Origin of the sequence: Natronomonas gomsonensis (assembly GCF_013391635.1) — an archaeon.
GTDB lineage: Archaea > Halobacteriota > Halobacteria > Halobacteriales > Haloarculaceae > Natronomonas > Natronomonas gomsonensis_A.
Genome location: NZ_JACAWU010000002.1, coordinates 124,799 through 138,460 on the forward strand (window position 1 = coordinate 124,799; position 13,662 = coordinate 138,460).

Here is a 13,662-nt window from a genome sequence, read left to right on the forward strand (position 1 = left end):
CGTAGTGGAGATGCTCTCTGAAGCGTGGTATTCTAGGGGCAACTGCATTAGATGACCCCTCCGATGATACATCTATGCAGGCGACGGTACTCGATGGAGTCCTCGAAGCCCTCCGCATCGGGGTCGGATTTCTCTGGACGGCGGCGTGGGCAATCATCATGGGCCTCACGGTTACGAGTCTCGTTCAGGTCTACGTCTCCAAGGAGCGAATGGCGCAGGTCCTCGGTGATGGCGACTTGGGCGGTCTCACCAAAGCGACCGTGTTCGGGGCGGCAAGCAGTGGGTGTAGTTTCGGTGCCGTCGCTATCGGGAAGGGGCTGTTCAAGAAGGGTGCTCACGCGGTGAACTTTCTGGCGTTCATGTTCGCGTCGACGAATCTCATCGTCGAACTCGGGTTGATGATCCTGATTCTGCTGGGCTGGGAGTTCCTACTCGCCGAACTGCTCGGCGGCCTCATCCTCATCGCCGTCATGGCCGTCATCGTCCACCTTACGCTTCCCGAGAACCTCTTCGGTGAGGTCAGACAGACACTCAACGAACGCGACCGCGAGTCAGGCGTCACCGAGGACCCCACCTGCGGGATGGAAGGGAAAAAGGAGTACACGCTCACGACTGACGGGGGTGAAACGCTGCAGTTCTGCTCGGAAGGCTGTATGGAGACCTATCTCCAGGAGACATCGAGCAGCGGCGGGTGGCGCGACGAACTGCTGTCGTGGGGTGGCTGGTACAAGGTCGCAAACCAGTATCGCAAGGAGTGGTCGATGATTTGGAAGGACGTCATCGCGGGCTTTCTCATCTCCGGGTTCGTCATCGTCTTCGTCCCACAGTGGGTCTGGAACACCCTGTTCATCCAGGGCGACGGCCTGCTCGTGACCGCCGAGAACGCGATTATGGGTGTCGCCATCGCCGTCATCAGCTTCGTCGGCAGTATGGGCAACGTCCCCTTCGCCGTTGCGCTGTGGGGTGGCGGAATCAGCTTCGCCGGCGTCATCGCGTTCGTCTACGCCGACCTCATCACGATTCCCGTGTTGAACGTCTACCGCAAGTACTACGGCTGGAAAATCATGCTGTACATCCTCGGCGTCTTCTTCGTGACGATGGCATTTACCGGCTTTCTCATGGAGTTGCTGTTCGACGCGCTTGGTATCATCCCCGATTTGGCCGGTGGGGAGACGGCGACCGAGCAGACGTACTTCGAACTCAACTACACGTTCTACCTCAACCTAATCGCCTTCGCACTCTCCGGGTTTCTCCTGTACGTGTACCGACGTGGCCTCGGTGCGCCCGGGCAGTACCGCGACCCCGTCTGTGGAATGCGGACCGACGACGATGGCCCGAGCGCGTCTCACGAGGGAACGACGTACTACTTCTGTTCTAGTGCCTGCAAGCGACGGTTCGAAGACAATCCGACGGCGTTTGCCGGTCAAAGTCCACAGGTGACAAGCCACGACCATGGCCACTGAATGCGCATCGTGACCTGCTCTGGGGATACGTGATTTCAGATGCTGTGCCAGCCGATGCACTACCTCAACGCCAGCCGTTTCGGCACCCAACCGTTAACCCCGTGGGCGAGGTATGGTATCTCATGGACTACACAATACAGACGTCAGTGACTGGTGAATTCGACGATGTCGTCGACGCAACGAACGCTGCACTCAAAGACGAGGGATTCGGTGTCCTCTGTGACATCGACATCCAAGCGACACTCAAAGAGAAACTCGACGAAGAATTCCGCCAGTACCGGATTCTCGGGGCGTGTAATCCTCCGCTGGCATTCGAGGGATTGACCGAGGAAATCGAACTTGGTGCGCTCTTACCCTGTAACGTCATCGTCTACGAACGTGGTGGCGACATCGTGGTGAGTGCGGTGGACCCGGGGCAGTTGGTCGGTATCGCGGACAACGACGGGCTTGATTCTATGGCGGCCGAGGTCACCGAACGATTCGACCGTGTACTGGCAGCCGTTACAGACGAGTTTGAATCCACATCGGAGGCCTGAGTTGCGATGTCTTCATCGGAGCAACTGGATACTACGACGATACTCCTCCTGCTTCTCGGAGCGTTAATCCTCTTCCCCTTGCTGCTGATGGGGATGGGATTCGGCGGGATGATGGGATACGGAGGGATGATGGGCCAGTACGGCGGTACTGGTGGCTGGTGGCCGTTCGTCGGGATGCTCGTCCCGCTCGTCTTCCTTCTCGTCCTTATCGTCGGTGGCTACCTCGTCTTCCGACGCATGAGCGAAACGCAGACGTCTCACAATCCCGCGATGGAAGAACTCCGTCTAGCGTACGCCCGTGGCGACCTCACCGACGAAGAATTCGAGGCCCGACGCGAGAAGCTCCAGCGTCCGGAGTGAGCACTGCTTGGCCCACGGAGGTCCTTCCCGGATAGCTTATCAGCAAACGAGGGGTGTCAAATCGAGACACCTGGTCGGAGGCGGCCTTGGAATCAAAGAAACAACCCCCTCTTCGCCTCTGATTGTGAGTAGTAATGGGAATAAAAAGCAAGCACGTAGTGTGTACTACGTTGGGAATTACCCTTTCGCGCCGATACGACGTGTCGCTACTCACTGCTAAAACGACTCACCCACCATGACACACCACAGTCGACGACAGTTCCTGGGCCTCGTCGGTGCCGGCGCCGTCGCCAGCACGGGCTTTGCTCAACCAGCGGACGCACAGGAGACACCCGTCGTGGAGATGGGTAACAACTACTTCGACCCAATCGGTCTGCGAGTCGACCCCGGAACGACCGTTCGTTTCGAACTCGCGGCCGGGGCACATTCCGCTACGGCGTACCCGAATCGCATTCCGGACGGCGCATCCGCCTTCGATAGCGAGACGATTTCGCAGGGAAGCTTCGAACACACGTTCGAAACGCCGGGGACGTACGATTACTACTGCATCCCCCACAAGTCGATTGGCATGGTCGGACGAATCGTCGTTGGGACGCCTGGCGGGCCGGCGGAGGAGAGTCCGATTCCGGATGGGGAGGTCCCCGCAAGTGAGACGATCGTCGAGCAGGGAGCAGTGGCCTACGATTCGAGCAGTGACGGGAGCGGAACGACTGGCGGTGGCATGATGCGACAGGGCGACCACGGGATGATGAACGGCCGCAGTGGAGGCGGAATCTGGAGCATTCCCTTCGTCGGCGGGGCGCTCGGTCTGCTGGGTGTTCTCGGCGGCGCACTCTACTGGCTTGGAAACCGAAGCAGCACTCGCTCGAACACCCACGATTCGGCGAGAGAAATCCTCCAGAACCGCTATGAGCGAGGCGAAATCAGTGAAGAGGAGTATAGACGTCGCCGCAAGCGGCTAGATGATGAGGTGGAATGACTGGAATCACTCCTCGCGTTTGCCGTACGTTTCCTCACCCCACCCGTAGTCGGACGCTTCGTCGTTCCGTTCGAGATAGTCCTCCAGTATCTCCTGTACCGCTCGGCAGAGGTCCGTTAACTCACCGTTAATCATTGAAACCGTGCTCGAATCGAGCGACTCGGTCGCGTCTTGCTCCCGCCAGTCGTCCGAAATCGTTGGGGCGCCGAACCGAAGGCTGTCTTCGGTCGGGTCCCAGTAAAAGTCGAACGCTTGGAACAGGCCGAGATCGCTGATAATGTTGAAATCCCAATATTAGAGGGTAGTTTGAACACGGTTGTCTCAACGGTGGCTCGGATTCCGGGTCGGTCGCACTACAGTCCCCAGAAGAACACGATGCCGGCCGTCGTGACGACAGTCAGGATGAGCTGGAGTGGGGCGCCGACGCGTGCGAAGTCGGTGAACTTGTAGCCGCCGGGACCGTACACCATCAGGTTCGTCTGATAGCCGACCGGGCTCAGGAGCGGCGTGCTGGCGGCGAACGTCACTGCGAGAGCGAACGCGAAGGCATTGACATCGAGTTGGCCCGCGACTTCGACGGCGATTGGAAGCATCAACACGATGCTCGCATTGTTGCTCACCATCTCAGTAATAATCGCGGTGCCGAGATAGAACGCCGCCAGCATCGCAATCGGTGGCAGGACGGTACTACCGACGACGATGCCCGTCGCGATTAAATCCGCCGTTCCGGACGCCTCGAATGCGATGCCTAGGGGGATGACCCCCGCGAGCAGGAAGATGACGCTCCAGTCGACGGCCTCGTAGGCGTCCGCGGGGCGGAGAATACCCGAGAACAGCATCGCGACCACGCCGGCGAGGGCGCTGACCATAATCGGGAGGTAGTCGAGTGCGGCCAGCCCGACGACGCCGGCGACGATCCCCAGCGCGATGGGAATCTGTCTCCGGTCGAACTCCTCCCAGCGGTCGTCGCTCGAGACGACGACGTTGGTGTCGGCCCGAAGCCGGTCGAGGACGTCCGCGCTCGTCTGTACGAGTAACACGTCCCCGGCTCGCAGGTTGACATCGCGGAGACGCTGGCGAATCACCTCGTTGCCTCGACGGATTGCGAGGACCGTCACGCCGAACTCACGCTCGAAGCCGACGACGCCGTCCCGTCTGTTCGACCACGGCCCGGAGAGCAACACGATCTCCGTGAGCGAGGTTGCCGCCTCGGTATCATCCGCTTCTTCCTCTCCGTCCGCTCCGTCTTCTTCAGCGGTATCAGCAGCTGCCCCGGTGTCGTCGGCTGCTGCCGACGGCTGGTTCCACGCGTGGTGTGTCGGGACGAATCCCTCGGGGAGCGATTCGTCCTCGTCGGCCGCGGCATCGCGGAGTTCCGGCAGGAGGACGAGGTGTTCGTCCTCGATGACCTGTTCGAGCGTTTCCTGGCTCGCTCTCACCGAGAGGACGTCGCCGGCGCGGATTCGCTCGCTCGGGAGGCCGCTGACGATGCTGCGGCCGTTGCGGACGATTTGGAACACGTCCAGGTCGAGGTCCCCGCGCCGCAGCTCCCGCACCTGCGAGCCGACGAACTCGGAGTCCTCGTGGACGACGACGTCGGTCAGGTAGTCCGCCATACCGAACTGGTCCGTGGGGGACTCCTCGGCGGTAATCCGTGCGGGCGTGAGGTATCGCCCGACGGTCAGCAGATAGACGATACCGACCGCCAAGACGACGACTCCCAGTTGGGTGAACTCGAACAGCGAGAACGGCTCGCCAGTCGGCCCAATCTGCGCCCAGATATCGCTCGCGAGCAGGTTCGTCGATGTTCCGATGACGGTGAGTGTCCCGCCCATCATCGACGCGAACGACAGCGGAATCAGCAACTTGGACGGTGAAGTCCCGGTCTTCCTGGCGAGGTTCGTGACGGCCGGGATGAGTACTGCGACGATGGGCGTGTTGTTGACAAAGCCCGCCGACGGACCGGAAAGTCCGACCGTCGCGAGGAGCTGTCGGAACTCGCTGTCGCCCGCGAACGACTCCATCTTCTGCGTGAGAATCTGGATAACGCCGGTCTGTCGAACCCCCTCACTGAGAACGAACATCGCCAGCACAGTGAGCGTCGCGGGGTTCGAAAACCCCGACACGCCCTCTTCGGGGGAAACACCCGTCCACGGACCGAGGAGGATGAGCGTGACCATCAGCGCGATGGCAGTCGTGTCAATCGAGACGGGCTGGAGGACGAACAGGACGAGCGCGACGGCGACGATGGCGAGTACGACGAACACGTCGAGCGAGACTGGCAGCGCTACCGGGAACTGCTGGAGGGGTGCCGGCGCCGCCAGTGCGAGGGTGTGCAGTCCGTTCGTCACCGAATCAACTGTGTGTAGTTCCCAGTGGGGCCCACATAGTAGTACGGCTCTCACCACTATGTCGTCGGACTCACCGCACTCAACCGGCTGACAGTCGTCTCTAAATGTGGACTCCATCCGTCGATTTCGTAGGTGCCTGATACACCGGAAATCTTCGCCCGCGCTGACTGTCGGGAAAATCGTGACGCAACGTCGCGTCGACGTGGAGATTACAGGTCGTGTCGGTGTCGACGCAGGCCAGGACAGCCTTCCGTTAGTCGTCCGCGACGGCGGGAGCGTTCGGCATCTCCGGGTGGGCTTCGGGCTGTTCGGACACCGGTGTCCACTCCAAATCCTCCTCGTAGTGGAAGGCGCGGTGATTCTGCGTCGGGTCGACGACCGTCAGCGAGAGCCAGTCGTTGTCCAGCAGTCCGGTCAACTCCTCGTGGGCGGCCAAGACGCCGGTGACGCGTTCGACCGGTGCGTGGACGACCGTCGAGAGTCGAAGCGGCTGGTGGTACGGTTCGTCGTCGTCGGCCATCACCGATTGGAGCGGAAGCCCGGTCATCAAATCGCCGCCGTTGCCCTGGTAGACGCCGACGTTTCCGACTGGGTTGTGAGTCACCTTCGACCCACCGCCGTACACCGAATTGTCGACCGTCGAGAAGTAGTACTGGGTGTTGATCCACTGGGTGACGACCATCGGGCCGGTGAGAATCGCTTCGAGCGCGTCACCGTCGGGGTCGGTCGACCAATCGTAGGAGTGGAGGAAGGCGCGGCCGTCGAGGTCGAGGTCGCTCGTCAGTTCGCGGGGACCGATGACGAAGCCGGCGTTGCCGGCCAGTCCCCACTCGGGACGCGTTTCGGCCCAGTCGGCGGCACGACGCTCCACCTCACTGACCGACATCGAGCTGTCGGCGCCCATCGATTCGGCGCGCTCGGCGGCCGCGTTCTCGCGGGCGGTGGCGAGGTCCGCACGCAACTGCTCAAGGTCGTCCGCGTGGCTCTCGGGTACGCCGTCGGCGAACAGTTCCACCTCGTCGGTCGTCGTGTTGTGTTCGCCGGCGAGGAAGACGGTGTCGTCAGGAATGTCGAAGCCGCGTTCGCGCAGCGCCGTCTTGACTTCAGCGTCGTTACAAATCGTCGCGAGGACACGGGCGTTCGGACCCCCGGGGTTGCCGGCGCAGGCCCCACAGTCCAGACTCGAGTCGTAGGGGTTGTTGGTCGTCTCGCTGGCGTGGCCGGTGAAGACGACGAGTCGGCTGAACTCCTCCCAACCCATCAACTCGAAGGCTGTTTCGGCGTATTCGACTTTCTCCTCGTGGGTCAGTCCGACCGGGAGGTCACCGGCGTAGGTGTGCTGGTGGTGGACGATTTGGTCACAGAACTCGTGGTTGTCGGGTGCAGCGTCGTCGGCGGTTTCGAGCAGGTCGTAAACACGGCCGGGGACGAGCGTGCGGGCCGCAAGCGCCAGTCCGTATCCACTCCCGGCGCTCTCGACGAAGCCGAATGCGGTGGCTGGGTTCGTCTTCAACGTCTCGATGACCTCGCTGGTGGCCTCGCGGAGACGCGACCAGCGGTCGTGAGTCGCTTGGGTGTCCCCATCGGCCGGAATCTCGGTGATGTGGTGCTGGGAATCGAGAATGGGGGGACAGGCATCGACCGACACTTCGGAATCGTATCCCTGGTACTCCATCGGGATACCGAAGAAGCCAGCGTAGCCGTGGGTCTCGTAATCGCCGGTTTCCTCGATGTGACGGCGGATAATCTCGGAACGCGTATCGATACAGAACACCAGTTGTGCGTCCGGGCGACCGGAGGGGTCGCTGTCGGCGAGGGCCTCGCTCTCGGCGGCGACGCTGTCGACGACCTCGGTGCGGTAACTCGCCTCCCACGCACTCAGGAAGGCTTCGGCGAGTTCGTCGGCTGGCTCGACCTCGGCGCTGTCGGGGCCGGTCGAGGGCGCGACACCGACATCGAATGCTTCCAGCAGCGCGAGACGAACCGCGAGATACCCTTCGAGCGTGATTGGGTGTGTGGACTGCCACGCGCCGTCGTCGGCAACGCGTTGTTTGAGAAAGCCACTCCACCCGGGGAGTGCGGCGAACTGCTCCTCGAAGATGGGCACCCACTGACTCTCGGGGTATGGCTCTAAGAGGGTCTCGATGGCTTCGAGCGGTGATTCCGGGAGGTCGCCGACGACACCGTCGTCGGGTATCTGGCCGTCGTATGCGGCCACCGAACGGAAGGCGCTGTAGAACCCGTCCTCGCGGTTCGGCATCGGCCACTGCGCCTGCCCTTCGTCGAGGAACGCCGACAGCCACTTCGTCAGCACGTGGTCGACCTGCTCGGTGTCGGTGTTCGGTGGCTCCGTCTCGACGCTGGTGTCCATCCGCTCCAGCAGGGTTTCGGGGTCTCCCTCGTAGCCGCGCTCGGCCAGTTCCGACGCGAGTATCTCGCGGTCGATTTGGCCGTCGTCGAGGGCCGCCTGGAACGTCTCTGGGCTTGGATACCCGCGGCCGCCCAGCAGGTCTGCAGCCTGGGTGACGGCCTCGCTAAACGGGATGTCCTCGAACCCCGAGAGTGGGTTGGCCGTCACGAAGGAGTGAATCGGCCAGACCGACCCGACGGTGGTCGCTGCTTTGTCGATGCTGTCCTCGATAGTGTGTTCAGTATTCATTGTAGTCCTCCGTGGCGGTCAGCACGGTACTGGAAGCAGGTTGACTCATGTTCAACAACGTGACGTAGAGGCGCTGGCTACGCTCGTGGATACCGGTCTCAATCGCGACGTAGACGGCGAGGAAGACGACGGCGACGAGCGCGTGGAGCACACTCAGTTCGGTCGGAGCCGAGACGAGCGGAAGTCCGGAGAGGACACTCGAAACGGCCACGTAGACGAGGGCGTAGACGGTGATGGCCGGGATGAAGACCAGCGGGACCGCACCGTAGCGAGCCGTCGCCGATAGGCTGGTGTGCTGGACGGCGCTGCGGGCCGCGTGCAGCGTCGTGAGCACGACGAACAACACGAGCAGCAGTCCGCTGTCGACGCTCGTGCCCTTTCCCGTGAGGAGGGCGAACAATCCACCACTTACGAGTCCGGTCACCAGGACGACGGCTGTGCCTGCGACGTTCATCCCCGAGGGTTCGCTCCCGGTCGGGCTGGTGTGTTCGACCTGTCCGCCCGAACTGAGGAAGTGATACGCCTTGTAGAAGCCGTGCAGGATGAGGTGGGTGATGGCGGCGCCGAAGAAGCCGAGACCGGCCTGCATAATCATAAAGCCCATCTGTCCGACCGTCGAGCAGCCCAGTTCGCTCTTGACGTCCGATTGGACGGCCTTGAGCAACTTTCCGAGCAGGGCACTCGCCGCGCCGACGGCCACGATACCGAGCATGAGGGTAGCGTCGACGGTGACGACCGGTGCGAAACGGGTCAACAGGATGCCGCCCGCGTTGACGAACCCGGCGTGCATCAGTGCCGAGGCTGGCGTCGGAGCGGTCATCGAGGAGAGCAGCCAGCCGTGAAACGGGACGAGCGCGGACTGAATCATCGCCGCGAACACGAGTGCGGCCGCGGCGACGAGCCACACCGGCCCACCGAGGCTGTCGGCGGCCGTGGCGATACCCGTGACCGTCGTCGCATCGGTTGTCCACCACAGCGCAGACAGTGCGACGCCGAGGAGCGCGCTGCTGGCGAGGAAGTACTTGCGGGCGAGGCTCGCGGCGGCCTGGGCCTGTGTCCAGCCGTCGACGGTGCCGACGAGCCTCGCCATCAGCAGGCCCATCGCCAGCCAGAGCAGCCAGAACAGCCCGACGTGGTCGGCCGCGACGAGACCCCCCACGGCAACCGTGAAACCGAACATGGTGAGGAAGAAGTCGGTCTCGTGGGCGCTACCAGCCATGTAGCGGCGGGAGTAACTGTGAACGATACCGCTGAAGAACGTGACTACCACCCACATGAGAACGGTCAAGCCGTCGATGGCGACCACGCCGGGAATTTCCCAGGCGCCGCTGAATCGGATTCGGGCGATGGGGACCGCGACACTCGTGGCGAACAGCGACCACACGAGCCACGTTAGTACAGCGGGCACGGACGGCGATTCAACCGTCGTGTCCGGGAGCGCTCCGACCGTCGATTTTGAGGTGCGTCCTGACATCGTTCAGCTCGTCGTGCGACCCATTCCGGCACTCGTGGAGTGCTAGAGTCCGATATTGGTCGTCTCTGACCGAAAGGAGAACAGTTTAACTATTAAATCTATCTATATTCACGAACTGTTCGTAAATCAGTAATTAAAGAACATTATGGTTTGCAGAATTTGCGGCAACATTGCCCTAGTGGAGAGTCCCCTCGTTCGTACACATAGCCGCCCACGAGACCATCGAGGCGGTGTCCGAGCACCGCCGGACAGCTGCTCCATCGGCGCACTTTCCTCAAACGCCGGGCCAGCCCGGAGTTGCTCCCATAACAGATTCGAACTCAAGGCGAGAAATATTACTGTGGCGTTCGATATACCGGTTTGGAAAACCATATCGGTATCTGATTCGGAGGGCCGGCATGGAAGAACTCACAGGGACCGTCCTCGTCGGGGAGTCGTTCGAGCCGATTCGGGGACGTGTCGTCGTCGATGACGGTCGGATAGCGACTATCGAGGAGACAGAAACGGCATCGACCGACATCATCTGTCCGGCGTTCGTCAACGCGCACACGCATCTGGGTGATTCCGTCGCGAAAGAGGCGGCAGTCGGGCTCTCCCTCGAGGAGGCCGTGGTACCACCCAACAGCCTGAAACACCGACGGCTGAAGGCGGCCGACCGCTCCGAACTCGTGTCGGCGATGCGGCGCACGCTCCGATTCATGCAGCGAACTGGCACCGTCTCCTGTCTCGATTTCCGGGAGTTCGGGACTGCCGGGACACGCGCACTTCGTGAGGCAGCAGCGCCCCTCGACATCGACCCGTTCATCTTCGGGAGTGACGACCAATCCGTCCTCGACGTTGCCGATGGCTACGGCGCCTCCGGTGCGAACGACAACGATTTCACCGAACAGCGTGCCGCCTGCGAGCGACGCGACCGCCCCTTCGCAATCCACGCCGGCGAACCGGACGCGACCGACATTCACCCGGCGCTCGATTTGGAGCCGAACTTGCTCGTCCATATGGTACACGCCGAAGGCGAACATCTGGAACGAGTCGCAGACCAGTCGGTTCCGATAGCAGTGTGTCCGCGCGCGAACACTGTGCTCGACGTTGGAACGCCGCCAATACGGGAGTTACTCGACCACACGACAGTCGCCCTCGGGACTGACAACGTGATGTTGAATCCCCCGTCGATGCTCCGAGAGATGGCATACACGGCGAAACGATTCGACGTGACTGCCCGAGAGGCGTTACGGATGGCCACCACGGCCGGTGCCGAGATTGCCGGTCTCGACTGCGGCGTCATCGCCCCCGGACGGCCGGGGGCGCTCGTCGTCTTCGATGGCGACTCGGACAATCTAGCCGGTTCGGTCGACCCGGTATCTGCCATCGTCCGGCGGGCGACCGAACTGGACATCAAACACGCCCTGATTTAAGCGTCGTTCTTGGAATCGAACTTGCCGAACGGCGTCGTTTCGTGGGTACGCACGAGTACCTCGTCGGCGACGGTGAGGCCCATGTCGAGGAGTTCCTGTGCCACGGGCGTGATGTCGCTGTCCGACTCGCCGACGGCAGTTACGAGGAGGTTCTGTTCACCGGTGACCAACTCCTGAACCGATATGACGCCGTCGATGTCCAGGATGTCGGGGACGATTTCACCACGCTCGGGTATCGAAGCGGTGCAGTAGAGCAACATCCGGAGCGGATAGCCGGATTTCTGATAATCGACGCTGGCGCTGTAGCCCTTGATTATCCCGTCGGATTCCAGACGCTGGATGCGCTTTCGGACCGTGCTGTCCGAGGTACCGGTCCGCTCTGCGATGTCTCCGGACGACATGTTTCGTGCGTCTTCCTGCAATGCATACAGAATCGCTCTGTCGACGTCGTCGATGTCCTCCTCGGCCATACTCCCTATCCACGACAAAGACACTTACCTTTGTACCTTGCTCGGGGGTTTTACCCCCCGACGACACTCAGTAGTCCCCGAGGACGCCAAGCCGTCGTGCACGCCGCGTCGACACTTGAAAAACTGCGTAGCCGAGGCCGAGATACCCAACAGCGACCACCACCAGCAGCGCCACGTCGGCTGGTGGGAACTCCCAGAGCCGGACGCCGCCGACCATCGTCCGCTGGAGGAGGTCGCTTCCGTGTGCCAGTGGCAAGACCTTCAGCCACGGTACCTCCAGGGCAGGTGCCGAAATCAGCACGACGAAGCCGAACTGCAGCAAATTCAGCCAGTTGCCGATTCGCTTGTACAGGACGGTGATGCCACCGGCCGCAAACCCCAACCCCAGCACCGAGAGGATGCTGAGCGACGCGACGACGACGATGGTACCGACGTGTAACTCCAGTCTGGTACCGGTAATCAGCAACATCGCCCCGAGGATGATCGACGAGATGAGGAACGTCCGAACCACCTTTGCGGCGCCCTTCAGCAACGCGACGGGTGCGAACCCGAACGGGGTCATGACATGCCGTTCGAGCGTTCCCCACTGGACCTCGCTGCCGATGTCGTTCGATATGGACGAGTAGGCACCGACCGACAGCGTCCACAGGAAGTAGCCGACGATGATACCTTCGATGGAGTCGGTGAGCGCCTGTCCTGCGAGCATCCGCCCGCCGTAGAACAGCACCCCGAAGAAGAACAGCGAGATGACGATACCCCCGATGGCGTTGGCCGGATACCGGACGAACAGCAGGAACTCCCGGTAGAGGACGGCGCGCGCGAGGTGGTAATAGCCCGCTTTTTGCGGCCCGGAGGCTTCGTCTGCGGTCATCGGTTCTCCTCACGGGTCAGGCCGACGAAGATGTCTTCGAGGTCGGGTTCGACCGTCCGGACTCGCTCCGGTGTCACGCCGGCCCCCGATAACACATCCATTAGCGCATAGAGGTTGTCCCCGGCCGCTACGACCTCGATTCGCACTCCCCGCTCTAACTCCTCGATGTCGGTGATGTCGAACCGCTCTCGGATGGCCGCTATCGCGTCACCATCGAGGTCCAAACTCTCGATGATGACTGTCCCGCTGGCGGCATCGCGGAGCAGCGAGTCGACGCTGTCGTCTGCGACGATACGACCCTCGGACATGACGAGCACTCGGTCACAGACCGTTTCGATGACGCCCATGTCGTGGCTGCTGATGAGGACGGTCAGCCCGTCCTCCTCGGCGAGCCGTCGCAACTCGCGCTGGAGCGTCCGGGAACTCTCGACGTCGAGTCCGAGGGTCGGTTCGTCGAGGAAGACGACATCGGCGCCGCCGGCCAGGACGCTCGCCAGCGAGACTTTCTGTTTCATGCCCCGCGAGAGCTTCCGGACGGGCGTGTCTGCCCACTCGGCCAAATCGAGCCGTTCGAGCAAGCGGTCGTGGCGGTCGGTAACAGAATCGGGGTCGACGCCGCTCACCGTCGCGAAGTATCGAAGGTTTTCGCGGACGGTCAGCCGCCAGTAGTCGTTGCGTGCCCCCTCCAGCATCGCGTCGACGTTCGCGTACGCCGCCTTCGGTCGCTCGGCAACGTCGATACCACCTATCCGGACCGAGCCCTCGTCGGGAACGATCATCCCGAGAACTGATTTGATGAGCGTCGTCTTCCCGGCACCGTTGGGGCCGAGCAGGCCGACGACCGACCCGGTTTCGACCTCGAAACTCACGTTGTCGACCGCCAGCACCGAGTCTGCGCCCGTACCGAAGCGTTTCGTCAACCCTTCGACTGCGATTGCTATCTCTCGTGATACCGCTCGTTCCGACGTGTCTTGCTTGGGTTCGGTCGCCGTTGGTAACTCCTCGGTCTCCGCAACCGCAGCATCTGCCGACCGCTGGGGCTGGCCGTTCCGGTCGGCCATCGGGTGGTGTTCGCCGCCGGTCC

Annotated in this window: 11 protein-coding genes and 1 pseudogene; 5 read left to right on the top strand and 7 right to left on the bottom strand. The window is 62.2% G+C overall.

What is annotated here, in order from left to right:
* Positions 1 to 74: 74 nt before the first annotated feature.
* The 4 genes from HWX69_RS08855 to HWX69_RS08870 all read left to right on the top strand — a co-directional run bounded on the left by HWX69_RS08855 (position 75) and on the right by HWX69_RS08870 (position 3,338).
* On the top strand, positions 75 to 1,463 hold the full coding sequence (locus HWX69_RS08855) for a permease (RefSeq protein ID WP_178916764.1): 1,389 nt from the start codon (positions 75 to 77) through the stop codon (positions 1,461 to 1,463).
* Between the two features lie 122 nt (positions 1,464 to 1,585).
* Positions 1,586 to 1,999 (top strand): DUF302 domain-containing protein, encoded by a 414-nt coding sequence (locus HWX69_RS08860; RefSeq protein WP_178916765.1) that lies wholly within the window; start codon positions 1,586 to 1,588, stop codon positions 1,997 to 1,999.
* A 6-nt stretch (positions 2,000 to 2,005) separates the two neighbouring features.
* The gene (locus HWX69_RS08865; RefSeq protein ID WP_178916766.1) at positions 2,006 to 2,359 is read left to right on the top strand and encodes an SHOCT domain-containing protein; all 354 of its coding nucleotides are present in this window, start codon (positions 2,006 to 2,008) and stop codon (positions 2,357 to 2,359) included.
* Positions 2,360 to 2,594: 235 nt separating this feature from the next.
* Positions 2,595 to 3,338 carry a plastocyanin/azurin family copper-binding protein gene (locus tag HWX69_RS08870; RefSeq protein ID WP_178916767.1) on the top strand — a complete coding sequence of 248 codons (744 nt, stop codon included), beginning with the start codon at positions 2,595 to 2,597 and terminating at the stop codon, positions 3,336 to 3,338.
* 6 nt (positions 3,339 to 3,344) lie between these two features.
* On the opposite strand, the pseudogene HWX69_RS18370 reads toward HWX69_RS08870, so the two are convergent.
* The 4 genes and pseudogenes from HWX69_RS18370 to HWX69_RS08890 all read right to left on the bottom strand — a co-directional run.
* Positions 3,345 to 3,617: pseudogene (locus HWX69_RS18370) on the bottom strand (hypothetical protein); the annotation flags it as partial.
* A gap of 74 nt (positions 3,618 to 3,691) precedes the next feature.
* Positions 3,692 to 5,689 carry an SLC13 family permease gene (locus HWX69_RS08880; protein WP_178916768.1) on the bottom strand — a complete coding sequence of 666 codons (1,998 nt, stop codon included), beginning with the start codon at positions 5,687 to 5,689 and terminating at the stop codon, positions 3,692 to 3,694.
* Between the two features lie 253 nt (positions 5,690 to 5,942).
* The gene (locus HWX69_RS08885; RefSeq protein WP_178916769.1) at positions 5,943 to 8,348 is read right to left on the bottom strand and encodes a DUF2309 domain-containing protein; all 2,406 of its coding nucleotides are present in this window, start codon (positions 8,346 to 8,348) and stop codon (positions 5,943 to 5,945) included.
* Entirely contained in the window at positions 8,338 to 9,822 is a 1,485-nt protein-coding gene (locus tag HWX69_RS08890) for a proton-conducting transporter transmembrane domain-containing protein (protein WP_178916770.1), read from the bottom strand. The genes HWX69_RS08885 and HWX69_RS08890 overlap by 11 nt, the downstream gene beginning before the upstream one ends.
* 398 nt (positions 9,823 to 10,220) lie before the next feature.
* On the opposite strand from HWX69_RS08890, the gene HWX69_RS08895 reads away from it, so the two are divergent.
* On the top strand, positions 10,221 to 11,237 hold the full coding sequence (locus HWX69_RS08895) for an amidohydrolase family protein (RefSeq protein ID WP_178916771.1): 1,017 nt from the start codon (positions 10,221 to 10,223) through the stop codon (positions 11,235 to 11,237).
* Here the strand turns inward: HWX69_RS08895 and HWX69_RS08900 are convergent.
* The 3 genes from HWX69_RS08900 to HWX69_RS08910 form a co-directional block, all read right to left on the bottom strand.
* Positions 11,234 to 11,707: an Lrp/AsnC family transcriptional regulator gene (locus HWX69_RS08900; RefSeq protein WP_178916772.1), complete on the bottom strand. Its 474-nt coding sequence runs from the start codon at positions 11,705 to 11,707 to the stop codon at positions 11,234 to 11,236. The genes HWX69_RS08895 and HWX69_RS08900 overlap by 4 nt on opposite strands.
* Before the next feature lie 67 nt (positions 11,708 to 11,774).
* Positions 11,775 to 12,578 (bottom strand): ABC transporter permease, encoded by an 804-nt coding sequence (locus HWX69_RS08905; protein WP_178916773.1) that lies wholly within the window; start codon positions 12,576 to 12,578, stop codon positions 11,775 to 11,777.
* Positions 12,575 to 13,639 (bottom strand): ABC transporter ATP-binding protein, encoded by a 1,065-nt coding sequence (locus HWX69_RS08910; RefSeq protein WP_218644820.1) that lies wholly within the window; start codon positions 13,637 to 13,639, stop codon positions 12,575 to 12,577. Before HWX69_RS08910 ends, HWX69_RS08905 begins: the two co-directional genes overlap by 4 nt.
* Positions 13,640 to 13,662: the final 23 nt, after the last annotated feature.